The organism is Haloprofundus salinisoli, assembly GCF_020097815.1.
Taxonomy (GTDB): domain Archaea; phylum Halobacteriota; class Halobacteria; order Halobacteriales; family Haloferacaceae; genus Haloprofundus; species Haloprofundus salinisoli.
This window is the reverse complement of sequence record NZ_CP083663.1, coordinates 1,075,285-1,096,670: the sequence shown is the minus strand read 5'-3', so window position 1 is coordinate 1,096,670 and position 21,386 is coordinate 1,075,285. Positions and strand designations below refer to the sequence as shown.

At 64.8% G+C, this 21,386-nt stretch carries 24 protein-coding genes and 1 tRNA gene; 8 read left to right on the top strand and 17 right to left on the bottom strand.

Annotated elements, in window-relative coordinates:
• Positions 1-189: 189 nt before the first annotated feature.
• Complete coding sequence (locus tag LAQ73_RS05815) at positions 190-1,626, top strand: short-chain fatty acid transporter (protein ID WP_224270293.1); 1,437 nt, start codon at positions 190-192, stop codon at positions 1,624-1,626.
• Between the two features lie 111 nt (positions 1,627-1,737).
• Positions 1,738-1,971 (top strand): DUF7535 family protein, encoded by a 234-nt coding sequence (locus LAQ73_RS05810; RefSeq protein WP_224270292.1) that lies wholly within the window; start codon positions 1,738-1,740, stop codon positions 1,969-1,971.
• 38 nt (positions 1,972-2,009) lie between these two features.
• Here LAQ73_RS05810 and LAQ73_RS05805 read toward each other — a convergent pair whose 3' ends face one another.
• The 5 genes from LAQ73_RS05805 to LAQ73_RS05785 form a co-directional block, all read right to left on the bottom strand.
• A complete protein-coding gene (locus tag LAQ73_RS05805; protein ID WP_224270291.1) occupies positions 2,010-3,002 on the bottom strand; it encodes an ornithine cyclodeaminase family protein in 993 nt (330 codons plus the stop codon).
• Between the two features lie 62 nt (positions 3,003-3,064).
• Positions 3,065-3,982 carry a DUF4352 domain-containing protein gene (locus tag LAQ73_RS05800; RefSeq protein ID WP_224270290.1) on the bottom strand — a complete coding sequence of 306 codons (918 nt, stop codon included), beginning with the start codon at positions 3,980-3,982 and terminating at the stop codon, positions 3,065-3,067.
• A gap of 203 nt (positions 3,983-4,185) precedes the next feature.
• Positions 4,186-5,823, bottom strand: a complete 1,638-nt coding sequence (gene thsB / locus LAQ73_RS05795; RefSeq protein ID WP_224270721.1) for a thermosome subunit beta — start codon at positions 5,821-5,823, stop codon at positions 4,186-4,188.
• 304 nt (positions 5,824-6,127) lie between these two features.
• Positions 6,128-6,313, bottom strand: a complete 186-nt coding sequence (locus LAQ73_RS05790) for a hypothetical protein (RefSeq protein WP_224270289.1) — start codon at positions 6,311-6,313, stop codon at positions 6,128-6,130.
• 349 nt (positions 6,314-6,662) lie between these two features.
• Positions 6,663-6,743, bottom strand: a tRNA-Ser gene (locus tag LAQ73_RS05785).
• 89 nt (positions 6,744-6,832) lie between these two features.
• Here LAQ73_RS05785 and LAQ73_RS05780 point away from each other — a divergent pair.
• Positions 6,833-7,072, top strand: a complete 240-nt coding sequence (locus LAQ73_RS05780; RefSeq protein WP_224270288.1) for a PRC-barrel domain containing protein — start codon at positions 6,833-6,835, stop codon at positions 7,070-7,072.
• Between the two features lie 12 nt (positions 7,073-7,084).
• Here LAQ73_RS05780 and LAQ73_RS05775 read toward each other — a convergent pair whose 3' ends face one another.
• The 4 genes from LAQ73_RS05775 to LAQ73_RS05760 all read right to left on the bottom strand — a co-directional run bounded on the left by LAQ73_RS05775 (position 7,085) and on the right by LAQ73_RS05760 (position 9,588).
• Positions 7,085-7,282, bottom strand: a complete 198-nt coding sequence (locus LAQ73_RS05775; RefSeq protein ID WP_224270287.1) for a DUF7981 family protein — start codon at positions 7,280-7,282, stop codon at positions 7,085-7,087.
• Positions 7,279-7,659, bottom strand: coding sequence for a Rid family detoxifying hydrolase (locus tag LAQ73_RS05770; RefSeq protein WP_224270286.1), 381 nt, complete (start codon positions 7,657-7,659; stop codon positions 7,279-7,281). The genes LAQ73_RS05775 and LAQ73_RS05770 overlap by 4 nt, the downstream gene beginning before the upstream one ends.
• Before the next feature lie 51 nt (positions 7,660-7,710).
• Complete coding sequence (ilvA, locus tag LAQ73_RS05765) at positions 7,711-8,922, bottom strand: threonine ammonia-lyase (RefSeq protein ID WP_224270285.1); 1,212 nt, start codon at positions 8,920-8,922, stop codon at positions 7,711-7,713.
• A 234-nt stretch (positions 8,923-9,156) separates the two neighbouring features.
• Positions 9,157-9,588, bottom strand: coding sequence for a gamma-glutamylcyclotransferase family protein (locus tag LAQ73_RS05760; protein WP_224270284.1), 432 nt, complete (start codon positions 9,586-9,588; stop codon positions 9,157-9,159).
• Positions 9,589-9,746: 158 nt separating this feature from the next.
• Here LAQ73_RS05760 and LAQ73_RS05755 point away from each other — a divergent pair, with 158 nt between their 5' ends.
• Positions 9,747-11,057 carry an MATE family efflux transporter gene (locus LAQ73_RS05755; RefSeq protein ID WP_224270720.1) on the top strand — a complete coding sequence of 437 codons (1,311 nt, stop codon included), beginning with the start codon at positions 9,747-9,749 and terminating at the stop codon, positions 11,055-11,057.
• 268 nt (positions 11,058-11,325) lie between these two features.
• Here LAQ73_RS05755 and LAQ73_RS05750 read toward each other — a convergent pair whose 3' ends face one another.
• The 3 genes from LAQ73_RS05750 to citZ form a co-directional block, all read right to left on the bottom strand.
• Complete coding sequence (locus tag LAQ73_RS05750) at positions 11,326-11,568, bottom strand: hypothetical protein (protein ID WP_224270283.1); 243 nt, start codon at positions 11,566-11,568, stop codon at positions 11,326-11,328.
• Positions 11,569-11,649: 81 nt separating this feature from the next.
• Positions 11,650-12,033 (bottom strand): hypothetical protein, encoded by a 384-nt coding sequence (locus tag LAQ73_RS05745; RefSeq protein ID WP_224270282.1) that lies wholly within the window; start codon positions 12,031-12,033, stop codon positions 11,650-11,652.
• Between the two features lie 313 nt (positions 12,034-12,346).
• Positions 12,347-13,486 carry a citrate synthase gene (citZ, locus tag LAQ73_RS05740; protein WP_224270281.1) on the bottom strand — a complete coding sequence of 380 codons (1,140 nt, stop codon included), beginning with the start codon at positions 13,484-13,486 and terminating at the stop codon, positions 12,347-12,349.
• Positions 13,487-13,607: 121 nt separating this feature from the next.
• On the opposite strand from citZ, the gene LAQ73_RS05735 reads away from it, so the two are divergent.
• A complete protein-coding gene (locus LAQ73_RS05735; protein ID WP_224270280.1) occupies positions 13,608-14,846 on the top strand; it encodes a potassium channel family protein in 1,239 nt (412 codons plus the stop codon).
• A gap of 6 nt (positions 14,847-14,852) precedes the next feature.
• Here LAQ73_RS05735 and LAQ73_RS05730 read toward each other — a convergent pair whose 3' ends face one another.
• Positions 14,853-15,140, bottom strand: coding sequence for a DUF7536 family protein (locus tag LAQ73_RS05730; protein WP_224270279.1), 288 nt, complete (start codon positions 15,138-15,140; stop codon positions 14,853-14,855).
• A 68-nt stretch (positions 15,141-15,208) separates the two neighbouring features.
• On the bottom strand, positions 15,209-15,496 hold the full coding sequence (locus LAQ73_RS05725) for a DUF7344 domain-containing protein (RefSeq protein WP_425601121.1): 288 nt from the start codon (positions 15,494-15,496) through the stop codon (positions 15,209-15,211).
• 125 nt (positions 15,497-15,621) lie between these two features.
• Between LAQ73_RS05725 and LAQ73_RS17595 the strand changes: the two genes are divergently transcribed.
• Positions 15,622-15,756 (top strand): DUF7503 family protein, encoded by a 135-nt coding sequence (locus tag LAQ73_RS17595; RefSeq protein WP_255635043.1) that lies wholly within the window; start codon positions 15,622-15,624, stop codon positions 15,754-15,756.
• Between the two features lie 13 nt (positions 15,757-15,769).
• Here LAQ73_RS17595 and LAQ73_RS05720 read toward each other — a convergent pair whose 3' ends face one another.
• Positions 15,770-17,878, bottom strand: a complete 2,109-nt coding sequence (locus LAQ73_RS05720; RefSeq protein WP_224270277.1) for a CHAT domain-containing protein — start codon at positions 17,876-17,878, stop codon at positions 15,770-15,772.
• 10 nt (positions 17,879-17,888) lie between these two features.
• Positions 17,889-18,506, bottom strand: coding sequence for a DUF7504 family protein (locus LAQ73_RS05715; RefSeq protein WP_224270276.1), 618 nt, complete (start codon positions 18,504-18,506; stop codon positions 17,889-17,891).
• Positions 18,507-18,690: 184 nt separating this feature from the next.
• Here LAQ73_RS05715 and LAQ73_RS05710 point away from each other — a divergent pair, with 184 nt between their 5' ends.
• Both LAQ73_RS05710 and LAQ73_RS05705 read left to right on the top strand, forming a co-directional pair.
• Positions 18,691-19,650, top strand: coding sequence for a succinylglutamate desuccinylase/aspartoacylase family protein (locus tag LAQ73_RS05710; RefSeq protein ID WP_224270275.1), 960 nt, complete (start codon positions 18,691-18,693; stop codon positions 19,648-19,650).
• A 138-nt stretch (positions 19,651-19,788) separates the two neighbouring features.
• The gene (locus tag LAQ73_RS05705; protein WP_224270274.1) at positions 19,789-20,868 is read left to right on the top strand and encodes a pyridoxal-phosphate dependent enzyme; all 1,080 of its coding nucleotides are present in this window, start codon (positions 19,789-19,791) and stop codon (positions 20,866-20,868) included.
• A gap of 294 nt (positions 20,869-21,162) precedes the next feature.
• Here the strand turns inward: LAQ73_RS05705 and LAQ73_RS05700 are convergent, their stop codons facing one another.
• Positions 21,163-21,351, bottom strand: coding sequence for a DUF7511 domain-containing protein (locus LAQ73_RS05700; RefSeq protein ID WP_224270273.1), 189 nt, complete (start codon positions 21,349-21,351; stop codon positions 21,163-21,165).
• Positions 21,352-21,386 lie beyond the last annotated feature (35 nt).

Below are 21,386 nucleotides of genomic sequence, written 5' to 3'. Positions count from 1 at the left end.
CGGAGAGCCACGACCGAGACGGCTGGGGCGGAGAACCGACGGTTGCGGCAGAGGGCAGATGACTGCGCCAGAGATGGCAAATACTGACGGCACCAGCAGCGTATACGTACTCTCTCAAATTTCTGAACTTTGCGATGAGACTACATACCAAACCATTATGTATGGATTATTCGTTCAGGACTGTAGCAGATGGCACTCACAGACCCGGTCAAACGGCTCGGCGAATGGTTCGCAGACATCGCGATGGAGTACGTACCGGACCCGTACGTACTCGTTATCCTCCTCACGTTCATCGCCGCGATCGGGGCGTTGTTGGTGGGCACCTCGCCGACAGGCGTGATGGACGCGTGGTTCGGCGGCGTCTGGACGCTGTTGGTCTTCATGGCCCAGTTCGCACTCACGCTGATGGTCGGTGACGCCATCGCGAAGTCACCTGCGGTGTCGAGACTCTTACGACGAATCGCCGGTCTACCGAACTCGCAGTTCTCGGCCGTCGCGTTGACCTCGTTCGTCGCCATGCTCGCCGGACTCATCTCGTGGGCCATCGGTCTCATCGTCGGCGCAGTCATCGCCCGTCAGGTGGCGTTCCGCGGCAAGGAGAGGGGGCTGAAGCTGCATTACCCGCTTCTCATCGCCGCCGGTTACACGGCGCTCATGATCTGGCACTCCGGCATCACCACGTCGAGCGGCCTCATCATGGCCGACCCCGCCGCCATTCCGGCGACGTTCCCCGAGTACGCTCAGGAAGGCATCCCACTCGGTGAGACCATCGGCAGCCTGGTCAACATCGTCACTGTCGTGCTCCTGCTCGCGGTCATCCCCGTCGTGATGGGGAGTCTCCACCCGAAGGGTGGCGAGGAGATTACGGAAATGCCCGACAACGTCTACGACGAGATCGCGACCAGTCTGCAGACGAAAGACGACGACGCTCCCGACTCCGGCGTCGCCGCCGACGGCGGTGTCGCTACAGAGACGAACAGAACGCCCGCCGACCGCCTCAACGACTCACGCGTACTCGGGTTGATCATCGCGCTGTTCCCGGCGTACTACTTCGTCTCCGACGTTATCCAGAGCGGACTCGGTGCCATCAACCTCAACACCATTAACGCGTTCTTCATCTTCTGCGCCATCGTGCTGTGGGTGACGCCGAAGCGCATCGTCACTCAGATGGACAAGAGCGTGAAGAACGTCGCCGGCATCCTCTTTCAGTTCCCGTTCTACGCGGGTATCGCCGGACTGCTCACGGGAACCGCGCTCGCCGCGGCTATCGCCGGCTTCTTCGCGGACATCGCCACGCCGCTGACCTGGCCGGTGCTCGGCCTCATCAGCGCCGGCATCGTCAACGTCTTCGTCCCCTCCGGCGGCGGTCAGTGGGTCGCACAGGGACCGATTCTCCTGGAGACGACGCGGGAACTCGGCATGCCGCTGTACACCGCCGTCGTCATCGAGATGATGGGCGACCAACTCACGAACATGATCCAGCCGTTCTGGGCGGTTCCGGCGCTCGCGCTGGCACAGCTGCGCGCCCGTGACATCCTCGGCTACACTACCGTCGCCATGGTCGCCGGATTCATCATCATGGCGATCACGATGACGCTGTTCCTCGGCATGGGTATCGGCGCGTAATCGCCACACAGACGCGTTTTCGTTTTCTCCACCGTTACAAGGACCCTAGTTCGACGAGCACGACCCGTCGGACGACCAACGCTTAATCCGCCGGACGACGTACCTTCTGCTATGAGTTCCGACGACGAGACGCCGGGGCTGATGACGAAAGCGTACCGGACGGTGACGCCCGGCTACCGCAGTCACCCAGACACCGAGATGAACGTCATCGGCCTGACGTACGCGCTGCTGCTGGTGATTCTCATCGTACCGTTGCTTCCGTTTATGGTCATCGTCTGGCTCCTCACGCGGGTGTTCGAGCGTATCGAACGACGGCGGGGGACCGAGGAGACGGAAGCGGAGTAAGGTGGGAGGGCGATAGAGCCCGACCGACTAACCGACGCCTATGCGTCCAGACCCAGCAGGTCGAACGGGTAGCCGTTGTCGTTCTCGTCGGCGTGTTCGTAGACGACGCGGGCGGCGGCGACGTCCTGAATTGCCAGACCCGTCGAATCGAAGACGGTGATGCCGTCGGCGGCGGTTCGACCGTCCTTCTTGCCGACGACGATCTCGCCGATCTGGCCGTAGATGTCGTCGTCGCCGAGGACGCCCGCGTTGTAGGGGACGTTGATCTCGCCGGAGTGGGTCGTCTGGTCGTAGTCGTCGATGACGAGCTTGGCGTCCAGAAGCACCTCGTCGGCGAGTTCGTGTTTCCCCTCGGCGTCGGCACCCATCGCGTTGATGTGGGTGCGCTCGCCGACGGCCTCGCGGGGGACGATGGGCGACTCGACGGGCGTCACCGTCGAGAGCACGTCGCAGGACGCGGCCTCCTCGATGCTGCCCGCGCGGATGTCGAACTCGTCCTCGAAGGTGTCGATAAAGCGCGCGACGCGCTCCTCGTCGAGGTCGGAGACGACGACCTCCTCGATGGGCCGGACCTGCGAGATGGCGCGCAGTTGCGTGTACGACTGGACGCCGGCGCCGACGATGCCCATCGACGTCGCGTCCTCGACGGCGAGGTGGTCGGTGGCGACGGCGGCGGCCGCGCCGGTGCGCTGCATCGTCAGCTCGGTGCCATCCATGATGGCCAGCGGGAACGCCGTCTCGGGGTCCGAGTAGATCATCGTCCCCATGACCGTGGGAAGGTCGTGGTCGCCGGGGTTGTCGGTGTGGACGTTCACCCACTTGATGCCGGCGGCGTCCCAGTCCTCCGCCTCCAGATAGGCGGGCATCGACCGGAAGTCGCCGTTGTACTGCGGCAGGTCGATGTAGGATTTGGGCGGCATCTGCGCGTCGCCGCGCTCGTAGGCGGCGAAGGCGTCCTCGATGGCCCGGATGAGCTCCGGCATGCGGGCGTTTTGGTGTACGTCCTCGCTGTTGAGGAGCAGCGTCTTCATGCGCGCAAAATTTGCGGAGCGGCTATTTAGTTACTGCTAAGCTTCGACGGGGTTGGCCGCGCCTACGAGTGGGCGGATTCGGCGACGACGGTCCGCTCGATTGTTTCCAGTGGACTGAAGAGGGAGAGACCGATTTCGTCGCCCTTCTCATCGGCGTACTCCGAAGTTCGCATCTCCGTCTTCCACGTTTTCTCCGACCCGGCTGGAACGAACAGTGAGAATGGGCCGTACAGCATCTCGTTGACGTTCGGACTCCCGCGAAACGTTCCGTCTGTGTCGCTCGTGTTCCGGACGCTAACGGTCACCTCGAAAGAGCCGTTGAGAGGCGCTACCTCGGGTATCTGAACCTCAGCGTACTCAAAGGTCGGGAGCGGCGCGCGAAGCGTTTCGACGGACTTCTCGGGAAGTTCCCACGTCGCCGCCTCGCCGTCGGCAGCCAACGCCACTTCGAGTTTATTACCGTCGTAGGGGGCCGGTACCTGGAATCCAATCCATCCCTCCGACCCGTCTGCGCTGAGCGACCGGTTCGGCTCGCCACCGGATGAAAGAGCGCTGTCGGGCAGGACGGCGTAACCGGGGCGGTTCCCGAAATCGGTGTGTGAGCTGATGCGACCGTCGCCGTCGACAAGGCTGAACCGTGATGCTGGGAACTGCGATTCGGTTTCGACAGTTACCGACGCGAAGACGAATCGCGCTGGGGGAGCGGTGAGAACGTCCATCCAGTCGATTTGTGTGACGTAGACCGATTCCTGTGCATCTATCGCCGACACGGTGACGGAAGCGCCGTCGATATCCGCCGTCTCGCCGACGCGAAGTTCCTGCATCGGCGTCGCACTCTCGGTTTCCTCGTCAGCCGTAGTCCGACTCGACCGAAACTCCGTCTGTCGGTCTTCGTCCGTCTCTCCCCCGTCACTCGAACCAGTCGAACATCCCGAAATAGCGACCAATCCGGCAGCGACGACCGCACGTCTGGAGGGCATAGCTGCCGCTACTCGAAAATCCGGCATATGTTTTGCGTCTGAAAAAACCGGAAGTCAGTCGAACGTCGATACAGGCGGCAGGTGGCGATGCAGTCTCACTCACCGCGAGAGCCGTCAGGCCCGAGTGTAGCGTAAACGGTCGTTCTACATCGGCTGCGTCAAGCGAAGCTTGATGGCCTATGGAAAGCGGTCGGAGACCGCTTTCACATAGCACCGCCCATGCCGCCCATACCGCCCATGCCACCCATGCCGCCGGGTGCGCCGCCTTCCTCGTCGTCGTTGCCGCCGGTCGAGAGGTCGCCCGCGGCGATGATGTCGTCTATCTTCAGCACGAGGTTCGCGGCCTCGGTGGCAGACGAGAGCGCCTGCTCTTTGGCGTGAGCGGGTTCGACGATGCCCGCCTCGAAGGTGTCCTCGACGTCGCCGGTGAAGGCGTTCAGGCCGGCACGCACGTCGCCCTCTTCGTGGGCCGCGCGGAGGTCGACGAGCGTGTCGATGGCGTCGAGGCCGGCGTTCTCGGCGAGGACGCGCGGGACGAGTTCGAGCGCGTCGGCGAACGCCTCGACCGCGAGCTGTTCGCGGCCGGAGACCGAGTCGGCGAAGTCGCGGAGCCGCGAGGCGAGTTCGACCTCGATAGCGCCGCCGCCGGCGAGCACGCGGCCGTCGGAGACGGTGGTGGCGACGACGTCGAGCGCGTCGTGGATGCCGCGCTCCAGTTCGTCGACGACGTGGTCGGTGGAGCCACGGAGCAGGAGCGTCACGCCGTGGGCGTCCTCGCCCTCGACGTAGAACAGCTCGTCCTCCTCGTCGCGGCGGACCGAGCCGAAGCCGAGGTCGGCGTCGCCGATGTCGTCGAGGTCGGTGACGACGCTACCGCCGACGACGTTCTTGAGGAACTCGATGTCGGACTTCTTCGTCCGGCGGACCGCGAGCACGCCCTGCTTGGCGAGGTAGTGCTGGGCGAGGTCGTCGATACCCTTCTGACAGAAGACGACGTCAGCGCCGGAGCCGACGATCTGGTCGACCTTCTTCTTCAGCTGCTCCTCCTCCTGGTCGAGGAACTGCTGGAGCTGGTCGGGACTGTCGATGGAGACGTTCGTGTCGACGCCGGCTTCCTCGACTTCGACGGCCTCGTTGAGCAGCAGGATGTTCGCCTCGTCGAACTCGACGGGCATGTCGTCGTGGACGGGGTCTTTGTTGATGACCGCGCCGCGGAGCAGCTCGGACTCACCGGCGGAGCGACCCGTCTGCGTCTCGATCTTGACGTTCTCCATGTCGACGACGTGGGAGCCGTCGTCGGCCTCGACGGTGACCTGCTGGACCGCGCCGACGACGAGGTCCGCGAGCACGTCCTTGTTGAGCTCGGCGCCCTTGCCCGTCATCGAGGTCTCGGCGACCTTCTTCAGCAGCCCTTCGTCGTCGGGGTCGACCCGCGTCGCGATGTTGTCGACTTCCTCGCGGGCCTTCTCGCTGGCGAGGTTGTAGCCCTTGATGACCGCCGTCGGGTGGATGTCCTGTTCGAGGAGGTCCTCGGCGTTCTTCAGCAGTTCGCCCGCGATCGCGACGGCCGTCGTCGTCCCGTCACCGGCCTCGTCCTCCTGGGTCTCGGCGACCTCGATAATCATCTCGGCCGTCGGGTTGTCGATGTCCATCTCTTTGAGGATGGTGACGCCGTCGTTCGTGACGGTGACGTCGCCCATCGAGTCGACGAGCATCTTGTCCATCCCTTTCGGTCCGAGCGTGGAGCGGACGGCCTCCGCTACCGCGCGGGCGGCGCGAATGTTGTACGCCTGCGCGTCGCGGTCCTTGACGCGCTGGGAGTCCTCTCCGAGAATAATCATCGGCTGGCCCTGTTGCATTCGCTGGCTCATGATCTACCCCGGGATTGTTTGTGATTCTATAAAAACCTTACGTAGGCGAGTTATCTATACCCACGGCAGTCGTTGGCGCGCATCGCTCGAAAACACGCGGACAGGACCGGCGAACTGAGAGATACTGAACGTGATTAACGAAACTCTCAAACCGGTATCCGAGGCGGAAAATCTTTCCTTTATATAGAACTCGGCTTCGCGTCGGCTCGCCCGCGACGCGTGTGAGACGCACGGCTCAATCGTCGACGCAAAATAAATCGAAGCAGGGATTCGGCTACTGCTCTCGGCCGTTCCGGGCGTAGAGGTTGAGAACGTCTTCGTCGAGTTCCCCCACGTCGTCGTAGATCTCCGGTTCGTCGTCCACGTCAAGCGTCCGTACCTCCTGCCGAGCGAGGTGGTGCTCTAACTGCGCACGCTTGTTTCTGCCCTTCCTCTCGCGGCCGCTTTTCGTGTCAGGCATTTCGTGCTTGTGAATGTCTGCCACCCGTATCAATCTTTCCCCGCTTTCGTTTTTTGTGTCGAATTCGCAACTTCTTTCGAGGCCTGAAACGGTGTCTCCGAGTCGTCACCGACGCTCGGCGGTGTCGTGTACGACCCATGGATTCGCTTGCATACCCTAGACGGTGCTCGCGGTGTTGTTCGTCGGAAAACGCCAGGACAGGGATTTGAACCACGTGAAGACGGACCTGCTCGCTCCGCTCGCAGGTTGCGACTTCCTTGATTCAAATCACCTGTTGTCGGACTCTGACGCACAACACCGCTCCGTGTCGCGACAAGACGCGACGCTCCGGAGTGTTATGTCACGAGAACGCCAGGACAGGGATTTGAACCCTGGATCCCAGAGGGAACACGCTTTCCAGGCGTGCGCCTTACCACTCGGCCATCCTGGCTCGCATCGAATTTTGGCCCGTGTCTCGTTTAAACCCTTCCTTTCGCTTCGTCCGACAGCACTACGGTACCACGCATCGAACTACGAGCGATGGCAACGCTGACTTCCGAAGACGAGGGAAAAGTGCTAGTCGACGCCGCGGGCGAGAAACTCGGCCTCGTGAAATCCGTCGAGCGGAACGTCGCCTACGTCGACCCCGACCCGGGCGTCACCGACGCGATCTTGGCCGTCTTCGGCCGCGAAAACGCCGACACCGACGATCTGGCGGTCGACGGCGGGTACATCGAGACAGTGAGCGAAGGCGAGATACGCCTCCGAAAGGATATCTGAATCGGCGGATTCTCACAGCGCGAGTAACCGCTTTTCGGTGGCGTACGAGACGCTCGCAGCGACTGCGCCGACGAGCAGTGCGATGGCGAGTCGCCCGAGGAACCCGACCGGGAGACGCCCGACCACCAGAACGTATCCCTGCGCGAGCGCGAGAAACGCGAACACGCCGACCAGCCCCCACAGGAGGCTCGACTTGACGCGTCGGTTCACTCCAGCGACGCGATGGCCTCGATCTCGACGCCCACGCCCTTCGGGAGGTTGGCGACTTCGACGGCGCTTCGCGCCGGCGGTTCCTCGCCGAAGTACGTCGCGTACGTCTCGTTCATCTCCTTGAAGTCGTCGATGTCGCCGAGGAACACCGTCATCTTCAGTACGTCGCTCGCGTCGGCGTCTTCGGCGGCGAGAATCGCCATCACGTTGTCGAGCGCCTGTTCGGTCTGCGTCGAGATATCGGCGTCGTCGAGCAGCTCACCGTCGGGCGTCAGCGGAATCTGACCCGCGGTGAAGAGGATGGAGCCGTTCGTCGTCGCCTGACTGTACGCGCCGACTGCGGCGGGCGCATCGTCCGTGCTGATGATTCGCTTCATGCTCGGGGCCTCGCAGAGCGACGACTTAATACGCGGGGACCCGGCGACGGCTCAGACGAGCACTTCGACTTCGTAGCCGCGCTCACGAATCTCGGCGAGCATCGTTTCCACGTGCTCGGGGCCGCGCATCTCCAGGTCGAGTTCCACCTCGGTGTCGCTCATGCCGATGTCGCGGGAGGTCCGGTCGTGACGGATGGCGTAGATGTTCGCCTGCTGTTCGGCGACGATGTGGATGAGGTCCTCCAGCGCGCCCGGTCTGTCCTTGAGCACGGTGCGAATCTTGAGGTAGCGTCCAGTCTCTACCAACCCACGGAGGATGACCGTCGTGAGCGTGTTGAGGTCGATGTTGCCGCCACAGAGCGCGGGGACGATGGTCTCTCCCTCCTCGTAGTCGAACGTGTCAGAAAGCAGCGCCGCAAGCGCCACCGCACCCGCCCCCTCGACGAGCGTCTTGCTCCGTTCGAGCAGGTACATCAGCGCCACGGCGATCTCCTCGTCGGAGACGGTGACGACCTCGTCGACGCGTTCTCGGATGACCTCGAACGGGGCCGTGCCGACGTTGCGCGTGGCGATGCCGTCCGCGATGGTGTCGACGCTGTCCAACTCGTGAACCTCGCCTTTCTGTAGCGAGTCGGCAACGCTCGACGCGCCCTCCGCCTCGACGCCGATAACTCGGGCGTCGGGCTTCTTCGCCGTTATCGCGGTGGCGATGCCGGAGATGAGGCCGCCCCCGCCGATGGGGACGACGACGGTGTCGAGGTTCGGGCAGTCCTCGACGATTTCGAGGCCGATGGTCCCCTGCCCCGCCATCACGTACTCGTCGTCGAACGCGTGGACGTACGTCCGGCCCTCGGCCTCCTCTATCTCGCGGGCTTTCGCCTGCGCGTCGTTGTAGTCGACGCCCGAGAGCACCACGTCGCCGCCGTAGCGCTCGGTCGCTTTCACCTTCGAGATGGGCGCGTACTGCGGCATCACGATGGTCGATTCGACGCCCGCCCGCGTGGCCGCGAGCGCGACTCCCTGCGCGTGGTTGCCGGCGCTGGCGGTGACCACGCCGGCCTCCTTCTCCGCCTCCGACAGCGTCACGATGCGGTTCGTCGCGCCGCGGATCTTGAACGACCCGGTCCGCTGGAAGTTCTCCAGTTTCAGATGGACGTCCGCGCCGGTCATATCCGAGAACGTGTGCGAGTACTCCAGTGGCGTGTGACGTGCGACTTCGTTCACTCGTTCGCGGGCCGCCAGAACGTCCGATAGAGAGAGCATACCCGAGATACCTATCGGTGGTTGTTAATCGTTTATCCTTAGGGGGAAAGGGGGAATGCACGCGTGACGTGCAACCTCAGTTAAGCGGGGTTCCTATATAAACGTCAGGCACGCAGAGTGAAAGTGAAAGTGCTAGACGGCGTCGACCTCGAGCGGCCGTCAGACGCCTGTCGGCCACCCGTCTGTCACGGAGTTGTGAAAGATAGCTGACTTCTTCTACTGCCGGTACGATTCTCATTCGAGTTCGTGCACTCTCACGTCGTGTTCGACGACGTATCGACGCACTCGCGCTTCGAGCGGCCCGTCGCCCGGCCAGGAAACCGATTCCTCGGTGTCGAGGCGCTCGGGGTCGCCGACGTACACCGCCACGTCGCCCGGACCGTCCGCGTTCTCGCGGCCAGTCGGTTCGCTCTCGTCCGCCGAAACGCGTGGCACGTCGACGCGGACGTACAGGCCGGCGTCGACGCCCTCGTAGCGGTCCAGCGCCGCCACGTCGTCGGTTCGGAGCAGTCGCCCCGCCACCTCGCCGCCGGGTGCGAGCGTCGGATACCGCCCCGAGACGGGGCGGAGACCGGAGAGTCGGGCGGGGCCGACGAAGACGTACGAATCGACGAGCTCGGCGACGCGCTCGGGGTCGGTGAGCGTCCCGTAGACGAAGACGTCCATACCCGAGAGAGTACCGGCAGCCACTTCCCCCTTCGGGGAGCGTAACACCGCCTGCTGCCTCGTCTCCGTATGCGCGGAGACGACGAGGGCCGACCGTGAGTCTGTGGCGGCGGCTCCGACCGGTCTGGCGGCGGGTGCTCTCCCTGGCGTGGCCGGTGATGGCCGAGCAGACGTTCCGGACGCTGATGCGGACGACGGACGTCATCGTGACGGCGCTGTTCTCGCCGGCGGCCGTCGTCGCCATCGGCCTCGCAGACCTCTACGCCCGGTTCCCGCTTCGCATCGGCCTCGGACTCGGCGGCGGTGCCATCGCGCTGTCGAGTCAGGACACCGGGAGCGGCGCGACGGCCAACCGCGACGAGGCCATCACGCAGGCGCTGTTGATGGGGATTCTGGCGGGAATTCCGTTCGCGCTGTTCGGGCTCTTCTTCGGCGAGTGGGCGATCTCGATACTCGGTGCGTCCGAGAGAGTCGCCCGGCTCGGCGGGCGGTATCTCGCGCTCATCTTCGCCACCGCGCCGGCACGTCACGTCGCGCTCATCGGTGCGCGTTCGCTACAGGGAACCGGCGACACGCGGACGCCGATGTATATCAACGTCTTCGCCAACGCGCTCAACATCACCGGCACCGTCGTGCTCGGCCTCGGTCTGTTCGGCTTTCCGGAACTGCGCGTCGTCGGCGTCGGCATCGCCACGGCCGTTGCCAACGTCGTGACGGCGGTGCTGCTCCTGCTTGCAATGTGGACATCGTGGAGCGAGGCGTCGTTCGCACGGCCCCGCGATCTGGTCATCGCCCGCCAACTCGTCGAGGTCAGCATCCCGCGCATCGCCGAGGGGTTCGTCGCCACGCTCGCGGAGTTTCCGTTCAACTCGCTGCTTCTGGGCTTCGGCACCGCCGTCAACGCGGGCTTTCAGATCGGCCGCCGGATGTACCAGCAGGTGACTGGCCCGCTCTCGCGCGGGTACAGCGTCGCCGCCAGCGTCGTCGTCGGACAGGCGCTCGGCGACGCCGACCCGGACCGAGCCAGGTTCGAGGGGTGGGCCGTCGCGGCGCTCGGCGTCGTCACCGTCGGAGCCATCGGTCTCCTCTTGGTTCTCGGCGCTGGGTGGTTCGTCCGTCTCTTCTCGGACGACCCACAGACGGTCCGGTACGCGACGAACTTCGCGCGAGTGTACGGCCTCGCGGGTGGCGTCCTCGCGGTGTTCGTCGCGCTCTCGGGGGCGCTCCAGGGCGCGAGCGAGACGCGGACGCCGTTCGTCGCGCGCGCTACCGGGATGCTCGGCTTCTTCCTCGGTTTCTCGTGGCTGGTCGGCGAGATACTCGGTTACGGTCCGCTCGGCGCGTATCTCGGCATCGGACTCAGCTATCTCTGGATGGCGCTCGTCGTCGGCTGGAGTTTCCGCAGAAGCGATTGGGCGAGTCGAGCGGCGAGGATGATGGCCGAGCGAGGGAGCGCGACCGAGGGGTGACGGACCGGCGAGTCGGTGGACGGTCAGCGCCGGAGCGACACCTTCGATTCGGCGCTCGAAGAGACGGTGGCGCGCTCTCGTCGATTCGCCTCGCGGTGACCTTTCCGTCGTTGTAGACCGTGACCTCGCATCCGCAGAACGTGAAGACTCTCAGTGCTGGTCAGTTAACGAACTGAACGACGCAGCGCGTCTCCACGAGACAAACGGGAGAGAGTCGCCTCAGAGCAGTCGCTGAATCGACGGAAAGAAACGAGGGCGAGCGGCCGACCTATCGCTGCCGCTTGACCGCCCACCGCGACAGCGCGCCGACCGCGACGCCCGCGGCGAACGCCTTCACCATGTCTTGGCGGCGGCGGCGCTGGTACTGCTCGGGGAAGTACTCCTCGGCGGCTTCGACGGCGAGTTCGCCCAGCCGAGAGCGGAGTACGTCGGCCTGTTTGTCGGCTTCGACCTTGGCTCGAACTTTCGCTCGCTGCTTCATCTCGTCGGTATCGACGCGTCGTTGTGCCATGCACCGCGCCATAGGCCACTTGAATGTAAAACCCTTGTGGCCCTGTGGCAGTCACGACCGTTGAACAGTCCGTAGACGCCGTCAGCGAAGCGTGACGCGGCGACCGACGCGTTCGAGCGCTGCGAGCGTGAGATACGCCCCGGTGCCCCCGACCAGAAGCGGAATCCCGCCGCGGAGTACCGTCAACGGGAGGACGCGGTAGACGGCGAGCGCGAGCACATTCAACCCGATTATCCGCTCGACGTACGCTCGCGGACGCGGTGAGTCGAGCGGCCCCGCGTTCTCGTCCGCGTGCCGAACGAGCCGCCGAAACGCCGCGACGACCGAGAGCCCGACCGCACCGCCGAGCGTGACCGCTTCGACGGTCAGCGGAATCTGGTCGGCCCACGCGACCCAGAGCGTGCCTGCCAGAAACGACACCGCGGCGAGCGTCGGGAGCAGCCTTGGTGTGCTGTGGGTTGCCACACCTCTCGGTACGTCGACTCCGGTGGTAAAACGTCAGTAGCGAGTTCGAGACGGTCAGCCACGGTGACCGGTTCGAGCTGTCAGCCCGACACCGGTCGCTTCGGGATTACCGCTCGTCGGTGTCGACCCACCCGTTGTGCTCGTCGCCGACGTAGCGAGCACGAGACCGGATGAGACGCGACCTTTTGCGCTGCGCTCGCTCACTGGGTTCGCTCACTCGGCAAAAGCTCGAACAAAATCGCGGTACTCCCTTCGGTCCGTGCCGCGGCCGGTCGCTCACTGCGTTCGCTCCCGGAAAACGAACTGCTACGACTTACCGCTCGTCGATATCGACCCACTCGTTGTGCTCGTCGCCGACGTAGCGAGCACGGGGCCGGATGAGGCGGTTGTCGTCGTACTGTTCGAGGACGTGGGCGACCCACCCGCCGACGCGCGAGAGCGCGAAGATGGGCGTGTAGATGTCGACGGGGATGCCCATCTGGTAGTACGTCGACGCCGAGTAGAAGTCGACGTTCGGTGCGAGACCCTTCTCCTCTGAGATGTACTCCTCGATGGCGACGCTCATCTCGTACCACTTCGCGTCGCCCGCCGCCTCCCCCAGCTCCTCGGACTTCTCGCCGAGGATTTTCGCGCGGGGGTCTTTGACGTTGTAGACGCGGTGGCCGAAGCCGGGGACGCGGCGGCCCTCGTCGAGGGCGTTCTTCACCCACTCGGTCGGGTCGCGGTCGCTCTCGTCGACCTCTTTGAGCATCTTCATCACGTTCGCGTTCGCGCCGCCGTGGAGGCTCCCCGAGAGCGTCCCGACCGCGCTCGTGATGGCGCTGTGCAGTTCCGAGAGCGTGGAGGCGGTGACCATCGCCGAGAACGTCGAGGCGTTCAGGCCGTGGTCGGCGTGGAGCACCAGCGCCATGTCGAACGTCTCCGCGAGCACGTCGTCGGGCTCCTCGTCGTTGAGCATGTAGAGGAAGTTCGCGGCGTGACCGAGGTCCTCGCGCGGCTCGACCGGCTCGTTGCCGTTTCGGAGGCGATTGAACGCCGCCAGCGCCGTCGGAATCTTCGCCGTGATGCGCCGACCCTTGCGAGCGTTGACTTCCTCGTCGGTGACGTCCTCGACGCCGCTGTCGGGGTCGTACGCCGAGAAGGACGAGACGAGGGTTCGCAGCGCCGCCATCGGCTCCTCGTCCTGTTCGGCGAGTTCACGAATCTCGTCGTACGCACCCTCTTCGAGGTGTCGTTCCTCGGCCATCGACGCCGAGAAGGAGTCGAGTTCCTCGCGCGTCGGAAGTTCTCCATGCCACAGCAGATAGAGCACTTCCTCGTAACTCGCGTTGCGCGCGAGGTCCTCGATGGTGTAGCCGCGATAGATAAGACGGCCCTCGTCGCCGTCGATATGACTAAGTTCGGATTCGGCGACTAGGACGCCTTCGAGGCCCCGTTTTAGCTCGTCTGCCATGTCACAAAGGTTCATGACCCTTTCAAAAAAGCGTTACCGTTCTCACCTTCACTGCCGGGTTTCGTCCCGTCGGTGCGACGGCCTGACAATCCTTTTGTCGCCGCGCCGAGAATCCGAGAGTATGGACCCCGGAGAGGTCAAGTACGAACCCGTGAGCGTGAAAGCGGTGCTCTCGGAGATGAAAGACACCGCCGAACTGCTCATCGACCTCTCGTACTCCGCCGTGTTACACGGCAGCGACCAGGTCGCCGCCGAAGTGCTGACGCTCGAAGAGCAGATGGACATCCTCCAACTCAAAGCCCGAATGAGTCTCCTGATGTCCGCGCGCACCACCGAGGACGCGGAGGCGCTCGCACCCGTCCTCGGCGTCGTCGGCGCGGCGGAGAAGATTTCGGACGCCGCCGGCGACATCGCCAAAATCGTGCTCGAAGATATCGGTCTGCCGGAGGCGATGCGCGCGGCGCTTCCCGAGGCCGTCGAGGTGGTCGTCCGCGCCGAACTCGCCGAGGGGACGCCGTACGACGGCCGGACGCTCGAAGAGATAAACATGGAGACCGAGACCGGCGTTCGCATCATCGCCATCCGGCAGGCGCAGCCGACGGGAAAGACCGGGTGGCTCACGAACCCCGGTCCGGAGACGACGCTGCACACGGGCGACGTGGTCATCCTCAGGGGGCGCTCGGAAGGCCTCGAAACGGTGTACGAGTCGGCGACGGGCCACCCCTACGAGGTGCCGGACGCGCCCGACCCGACCATCGACGACCTGGGTCGCGCCGTCGACTCCATCGTGCTGATGAAGAACATGAGCGAACTCGCCGTCGACCTCGCCTACGGCGCGGTGCTGTTCGACAGCGAGGGCGTCGCCGAGGAGGTCCACGAACTGGAAGCCGAGGTCGACGCGCTCCAGTCGCGCTTCGAGGCGTGGGTGCTCCGCGCGGCAGCCCGCGTCGAAGACCCCATCTCGCTTCGCGGCCTCGTCCACCTCGCCACCGCCACCGAGGAGATAAGCGACGCCGCCCTCGAAATCAGCGAGGGCGTCCTCCGGGGGCTGGACACCCACCCGGTCGTCGCCGCCGCCGTCGAGGAGTCCGACGAGATCATCGTCCGCCTCACCGTCGCCGAGGGAAGTACGCTCGCGGACGCGACGCTCGCCGAGCGGATGGTGAAAACCGAGACGGGGATGCGCGTCATCGCCGTCCGTCGTCCCGAATCCGCCGCTGAACGAAACGGCGGCGACTGGGTCGTCTCGCCGGGACCGACGACGGAACTCCACGCCGGAGACGTCGTCATCGCAAAGGGAACCCGCGCGGGGGCCGAACGCCTCAGCGAACTCGCGGGCGATCCCCAGGAGTTCGAGTAACCGCGCTCAGAGTTCGCGCGCCAACCGATACGCGGAGACGACGGTCAACACGGCGGTGACGAGCATCGCCGTCGTCGTCGCGAGCACGAAGGCCAGAAGCAGGAACCACCCCTCCGGACCGACCAGCGGGAACTGTTGAGTGCCGCCGAACGGCCCGAACCGTTCGAGCACCCGGAACAGATACGCACAGAGGGCCAACAGGACACCCGACGCGACGCCGACTTTCGCGTGCTGTGGAACCGACAGCGCCTGCACGAGGCCGCCCGACTGTGGTCGCTCAGGAACGTCGCTCACGTGTAGCGAATGGGTCTAGGTGCCCAAAATCTCGTCGTTCCGCCTCGGCGGGACCCGGCGACCGACGGTTACTGTAGTCCGTCGAGGAAGTCGACGCTGGCGAGCGTCCGCTCCGTCGGCGAGATCCGTTGGGTCTTCTCGTCGAACGCGACGAGGTCTGCGGCCGCCAACTTCGGCAGGTGGACGTGGTACAGCGCGATTCGCAGGCGCTCGACTCGCTCGGAAGCCGACTCGGCTTGCAGGGCGTCCGCCCCGACCTTCCGAGTGTTTCGTTCGGAGACGGTCTCTGCCAGAGCGTCTACCGACAACGGAACCCCTCGTTCGACTCGCTCGATATCGGTGCGCGCCCGTCTCACCGGGTATCTTTTGATTCTTGGAGACGAAACTCTCACTCGCCAAGTGTAGGAGTTTTTAGCACTCTAAATTTATAAGATTATTTTAGTTAATTAAATCTCAACATCGCGTCTCGTAGCGGATGTACATGAGCGAACACCCAATCGCAAGTTACCTGCGCGACCACCCACGAATGATCGGCGTCCTGTTCACGATGACGCTCCTGCTCTCGCAGGCAGGGGCCGTAGCGGCGAACAACGCATTTTGCACTAACGGACCGTAAACCCGGTGTAGAGCTATCCAAATGACTCTGTACTGAGTTCGTCACTCCATTTCAGTGTCCCATCGATTCTCACAGGGGCACGTTCCAGTTCGAGGAATTCGATTAATTCCTCGCTTCGTATCTCAAACTTTCCAACAGTACCCGTTGCCAGATGATATTTATCAACCGTCTCTAAGAGAGGCTTGACGACGCTTCCGAGATCGTACGATTTCACGGGATAGTACTCTAGTTCGATCTCGTATACACCGTTTTCTTGAGGTTCGATTCGCAACACGCCGGGTACCCCACTCTCGTTCTGACACAACGACAGTCCGCCGTCGCCGAGGACGATGTACCGATTCCCGGTGAACACCTCTCGCTGTGCGATGCTCAGCGCCGACCGGAGCGTGAAGCCGCAGTTCAACAACCGCGCCAGCGTCTGCCCCAGTTTCGTCGCCGTCGTGTTCGCCACGTCCGAGAGCGTCACGACGCCGCCGTAGCTTCCCCGCTCGACGAGTGCCTCGCCCTGCTTGTACGAACTACAGGCGTTGAGCAGAAACGACTCGACGGCCACGCCGTCGAGCTCTTGCGCGTCGAGGAAGCCGTCGGCACACTGCATTCCGCGGTGGTCGACGTGGCCGATGTAATGCAGGAAGTTCGTCGGCCGCGAGAGCACCTCGGTCAGTTCCTCCCGGGTGAGGTCGTACCGAATGTCGATTTCGAACTGTAACAGATCCCTGAGGCCGTACAGTTCGGCGACGACCCCTTCCTCGCGCATCTGTTCGTCGTTGCAGACGACGGTGATGTCGATGCTCGTCCGGTCGGAGACGTCGCGTTCGAGGCGGCGGCGGTACGACGCCGCCGTCGCCTTGCTCGCCCCGAGCGGGAACCCCTCGCCGACCCAGGCGTGTTCGACCGTGTCTGCGGGTCGCGGATGGACTATCTCCTCGGTTTCCGCGGCGTCGGACGCACCGCGAACGAGCGTTTCGCTCGTCCCGCCCGTCGCAGGGGTGTGAGTGGCCTGACGGAAGAAGTCGGTCACGGCCTTCGGTTCGGGGTCCGGCGGGGTGAGCGACAACCGGTCGGGACACCGAACCAGCGAGAGGTCGTTGGCGACGAACGGGAGCATCTCGACGTTCTCCGCGGTCGGTCGGACGTCCGTCGTGAGGTTCCACGCCGGGAGATGCGGTTCGAGGTCCGCGAACGGAATCGAGAGGTACTCGGCGAGCTGTTCGTCCAGCGGTAACTCGTACAGCGAGGCGAACGCCACGTCGAACGCCGCCTCGACGGCGTATCGCTCGTGGAGGTCGACGGGGTAGTAGCCCTCCGTCCGCGTGAGACAGTCCAGGAAGAACACTTGCCGGAGCGTCCGCCCGAGTTCGCGTTCGACGTCGCCGCCGGGTGCGAGCGGGAACGACCGGCCGGCGACGTCGAGCCGTGCCTCCGACCCGGGAACGACCGTCGCGCCCAGATAGTACGCCAGCGGCGCGCTGGCGTACACCGCCGAACGTTCCGGGGGAAGCACCAGTGTCACGCCCGTCTCAGGCGATTCGAGGTGGTCGGGGGCGTCGAACGACTCTCCGCGCTCGACGAGCGGCGGGTGGCCCCGGAGCGTGGGGAACGACCGCTCCGGGGCCGTCGTCTTCAGCGCCGACCCGAGGAGCGAGACGGCGCGCATCGTCTCCTCGGGGTCGTCCGGCGTCACGATTGTGCCGGCCGGCCGCTCGTGAAACGACCGAGCTCCGACGTAGACGCGCGTCGGGTCGTCGAACTCGAACGTCGTGCTCCGCTCGCCGTAGCGTATCGAGACGGCGGCATCGACGGCGACGAACAGTTTCATCGGTGCCGTCGTCATCTCGATGTCGTAGGCGTCGGCGTCGAGCGAGAGACCGCTGCGGTTCATCGACTGCGTGACGGTCCGACCGTCCTGGCTCCGCACGATCGCTCCCGCCAACTTCGGCAGTCGCAGTGAGGTGGTACGCAGCTCGACCGCGAGGTCGACCGGAAAGCAAAACGCCGAGGGTTCCGCTTCCCTCGGTGCGACCGGCTCGGGTGTGTACATCTCGAACCGCGCGTTCTCGATACTGTCGACGAGCCGGATGCCGTCTCGGTCGCTCAACGAGACGCAATGCAGAGTACTCACGAGTGCCCCCTCATATCTGTATCCACCCCGTCGTCCCGTAGTCCGGGACGTGCCACCGTTGTTCGGGACCGTAGGGTTCGCGCTGACGGAGTTCGATGCGCGCGTCGAACACGTGCGCGAACTGGTCGACGCGCGGACTGTCGTCCGGGAGGGGGAGGTGGTAGTGGCCCATACCCTCTCTATCTTCGACGGTGTCGCAGACTCGGCGGAGGAAGCCGCAGACCTGCGGTATCTCGTACATCTCCGTGAGCGTGCCCAGCGAATCGACCGACAGTCGGAGTTCGCTCGGGCCGAACCCGCTGCCGTCGTCGAGTGAGGCGATGGCGCGTGAGATGTCGCGTTCGAGACGCCGAAGTTCGGTGTCGCCGCTTCGACCGTCGTGTCGGACACCCTCGACGGCCGACCGGTCGACGCGTCGCCGTTCGACGATTCTCACGTCGGCGTCGTCGGCGGAGACGCCGATGGGGAGCCGAGCGTCGACGCCTCTCGTCGGTGCCTCCGTCAGCGTCACGAGCCGTTTGCGGTCCTCGACGGGCGAGCCGAGCAGTCGTTGGGTCGCTCGGGCGGTCACCGCTTCCGACACTGACCCCGTAACGAGGAGATTGCAGCCCCGACGCTTCAACTGCATCAACTTCCCTCGGAGGGGATCTACCGACTCCTCTCCGCGACTCCGACCCTCGGCACGCATTTACCTTCTGTTAGATAACCTATATGATAAAGTTTTGGAGTGACAGACCGGCTCCGAAGCGCGTACCCCCGTCCGGTTCGCGGGGACCGAACCCCTAAAGGTAGGTGCGTCCGTCCATCGACCAATGACGACGACGCTCGGAACTGCGAGCGCGGCCCCCGGTGAGTTCGACACGGGCCGACTGGAAGTCGGTGAGGCTCGCGACGGCAGTTCGGTGGGACTGCCCGTCGCGGTGATAAACGGCGCACGCGACGGGAAGACACTCTACGTTCAGGCAGCGAGCGACGGCGACGAACTCAACGGAGTCGGCGTCGTCCAGCAGGCGATTCCGCAGATCGACCCGACGGAGCTCTCGGGAACGATACTCGTCGTCGGCATCGTCAACTACCACGCCTTCCAGGTCGCCCAGCATCGCAACCCCATCGACGACACGAAGATGAACCGGGCGTACCCCGGCGACGAGAACGGCACGTCGACCGAACGCATCGCGGCGGCGACGTTCGAGGTGGCGACGCGCGCGGATCTCATCCTCGACCTCCATCAGGGGTCGACCAGCCGGATGATAAACGAGGTTCGCGTCCGCTGCGGCCCGCGACACCGCCTCCACCGCGAGTGTCTCGAACTGGCGAAGACGTTCGGGTGCGGCTACATCCTCGACCAGAAGGGGCCGGACGGCCAACTCGCCCGCGCGGGTCCCGACGAGGGGATTCCCACCGTCGACCCCGAACTCGGCGGCTGCGTCGGGTGGGACGACGAGAGCATCCGACTCGGCGTCCGCGGCATCTTCAACGTGCTCCACGGCTACGGCTTCCTCGACGGCGACGTGGACCCCGAGCCGCAAACCCGCGCCGGCGGTTTCGATCAGTACGGGTCGCCCGCCGGCGGCCTCGTCGACTTCAAGTGCGACCTCGGCGACCGCGTCTCCGCCGGCGAGACGCTGTTCGAGGTGACGGACGTGTTCGGGCAACTGAAGGGCCGAGTCACCGCCGACAACGCGGGTATCTTCTGGCGCTCGCGGCGTCTCCCGCAGGTCGCCACCGGCGAGTACGTCTGTTCGGTGGGCGTGAACGTCGATACTGTTTGAGTAACTCGGTAGATTAGCCCCGCCGATGTGTGTTATTTACCCTCTTCTGACTATCCGTGAGTGTCACTGTTGATACAAAAAGAGCCTCTGGCGCTGTAAGCCGATAATTATTGGCTCTCGTCCTAAGCAAGTACTACTATGGCACAGAATCTCTCCTGTCCGGACTGCGGTCGAACGTACGAGGACCGCTGGCGCTGCGAGTGCGGCCACCCGCTGGAGTTCGCCGAGCGGCCGCTCCCCGACCGTTCCGCGCCCGACCCGACGGCGTTCGACGCCCGCGACGGTCTCTGGTCCTTTTCGGAGTTTCTGCCCGTCGAGCGCCACGTCTCGCTCGGCGAGGGGACGACGCCGCTCGTCGACGTCGACGAGTGGAACGCGCAGTTCAAACTGGAGTACGTCTTCCCGACCGGGAGCTTCAAAGACCGCGGCGCGACGACGACGCTGTCGCGGGCGGTCGAACTCGGCGTCGACACCGTCGTCGAGGACTCCTCGGGCAACGCGGGCGCGGCGATCGCCACCTACGCCGCCCGCGCGGGCGTCGACGCCGAAATCTACGTCCCGGCGTCGGTGAAGGCGTCGAAACTCCGCGCCATCGAGCGGGCGGGCGCGACGCCGGTTCGCGTGGAGGGGTCGCGCCAGAACGTGACCGACGCCTGCCTCTCGGCGGTCGAATCCGGCGACGGCTGGTACGCCAGCCACGCGTGGAACCCCGCCTTCTTCGCCGGAACGGCGACGTTCGCCTACGAGACAGCGCTCCAGCGCGACTGGAACGTCCCCGACGCCGTCGTCACGCCGCTGGGTCACGGAACGCTGTTTCTCGGTGCCTACCACGGCTTTCGCGCCCTCTACGACGCCGGGTGGACCGACCGGATGCCGCGACTGCTCGGCGCGCAAGCGGCGGGCTACGCGCCGATAGCCGAGGAACTCCACGAGGAAGACACGGACGGGAGTAACGACGTCGCCGACGGCATCCAGATTCGAGAGCCGGTCCAGCGAGAGGCGATTCTCCGCGCCATCGACGACACCGACGGCGACGCTATCGCGCTCGGCGAGTCGGCCGTCGCCGACGAACTCGACGCGCTACACCGCGTCGGCTTCTACGTCGAACCGACCTGTGCCGTCGCGCCCGCCGCGCTCCGGACGTACCGCGAACGCGGCGTCCTCGACGCCGACGCAGACGTAGTCGTCCCGCTCACCGGCAGCGGCCTGAAACAGTAGCGTTCCAGGGCTTCACGCCCGAAAACGGGGAACCACCGGTTCGAGACGCCTCCGAGACGGCCGACGCACCGCGACACGACAACTCCCTTCACGTGACGGCAGTCGAACCTGTGGTCGCGTACGCGCTGTCGGAGAAGGTCGTCGACTCGAAGAATGTCGTCGACTCGAAGAACGTCGTCGACCCCGAGAACGTCGACGCGTTCGCTCCTCTCGTCGAAACACGGACAGACAACGGTGCCTTCGCCTCCGGACGTTGGGCTGTTCGTCGCGCGAAACCGGGCGTAACTGCGTCGCTCAGAGCATCTCGTCGAGAGGGATGTACGCACCCTCGTCCGCCGACACCCACGTGGTAAGCAGTTCCTCGTCCGTCGCGTCCGCCGGGAACAGCGTACAGCGGTCAGGACCGAAACTGCTCGGTGAGATGACGTGGTCTACCTCGAACAGCCACGAGAGCTCCGGAGGAGTTTTCCACTCGTTTGTCACGGATACTACGTCTACAACCTCGGTCTTTACTATCG

Excerpts from the sequence above, each read along its gene's own strand:
- LAQ73_RS05815 (WP_224270293.1), top strand. The coding sequence starts at position 190 with ATGGCACTCACAGACCCGGTCAAACGGCTCGGCGAATGGTTCGCAGAC.
- LAQ73_RS05715 (WP_224270276.1), bottom strand. The coding sequence starts at position 18,506 with ATGCAGTTGAAGCGTCGGGGCTGCAATCTCCTCGTTACGGGGTCAGTG.
- LAQ73_RS05770 (WP_224270286.1), bottom strand. The coding sequence starts at position 7,659 with ATGAAGCGAATCATCAGCACGGACGATGCGCCCGCCGCAGTCGGCGCG.
- LAQ73_RS05790 (WP_224270289.1), bottom strand. The coding sequence starts at position 6,313 with ATGCCTGACACGAAAAGCGGCCGCGAGAGGAAGGGCAGAAACAAGCGT.
- LAQ73_RS05760 (WP_224270284.1), bottom strand. The coding sequence starts at position 9,588 with ATGGACGTCTTCGTCTACGGGACGCTCACCGACCCCGAGCGCGTCGCC.
- LAQ73_RS05710 (WP_224270275.1), top strand. The coding sequence starts at position 18,691 with ATGACGACGACGCTCGGAACTGCGAGCGCGGCCCCCGGTGAGTTCGAC.
- LAQ73_RS05735 (WP_224270280.1), top strand. The coding sequence starts at position 13,608 with ATGGACCCCGGAGAGGTCAAGTACGAACCCGTGAGCGTGAAAGCGGTG.
- LAQ73_RS05705 (WP_224270274.1), top strand. The coding sequence starts at position 19,789 with ATGGCACAGAATCTCTCCTGTCCGGACTGCGGTCGAACGTACGAGGAC.
- LAQ73_RS05755 (WP_224270720.1), top strand. The coding sequence starts at position 9,747 with ATGGCCGAGCAGACGTTCCGGACGCTGATGCGGACGACGGACGTCATC.
- LAQ73_RS05810 (WP_224270292.1), top strand. The coding sequence starts at position 1,738 with ATGAGTTCCGACGACGAGACGCCGGGGCTGATGACGAAAGCGTACCGG.
- LAQ73_RS05800 (WP_224270290.1), bottom strand. The coding sequence starts at position 3,982 with ATGCCCTCCAGACGTGCGGTCGTCGCTGCCGGATTGGTCGCTATTTCG.
- ilvA (WP_224270285.1), bottom strand. The coding sequence starts at position 8,922 with ATGCTCTCTCTATCGGACGTTCTGGCGGCCCGCGAACGAGTGAACGAA.
- thsB (WP_224270721.1), bottom strand. The coding sequence starts at position 5,823 with ATGATTATTCTCGGAGAGGACTCCCAGCGCGTCAAGGACCGCGACGCG.
- LAQ73_RS05780 (WP_224270288.1), top strand. The coding sequence starts at position 6,833 with ATGGCAACGCTGACTTCCGAAGACGAGGGAAAAGTGCTAGTCGACGCC.
- LAQ73_RS17595 (WP_255635043.1), top strand. The coding sequence starts at position 15,622 with ATGAGCGAACACCCAATCGCAAGTTACCTGCGCGACCACCCACGAATG.
- LAQ73_RS05805 (WP_224270291.1), bottom strand. The coding sequence starts at position 3,002 with ATGAAGACGCTGCTCCTCAACAGCGAGGACGTACACCAAAACGCCCGC.
- citZ (WP_224270281.1), bottom strand. The coding sequence starts at position 13,486 with ATGGCAGACGAGCTAAAACGGGGCCTCGAAGGCGTCCTAGTCGCCGAA.
- LAQ73_RS05750 (WP_224270283.1), bottom strand. The coding sequence starts at position 11,568 with ATGGCACAACGACGCGTCGATACCGACGAGATGAAGCAGCGAGCGAAA.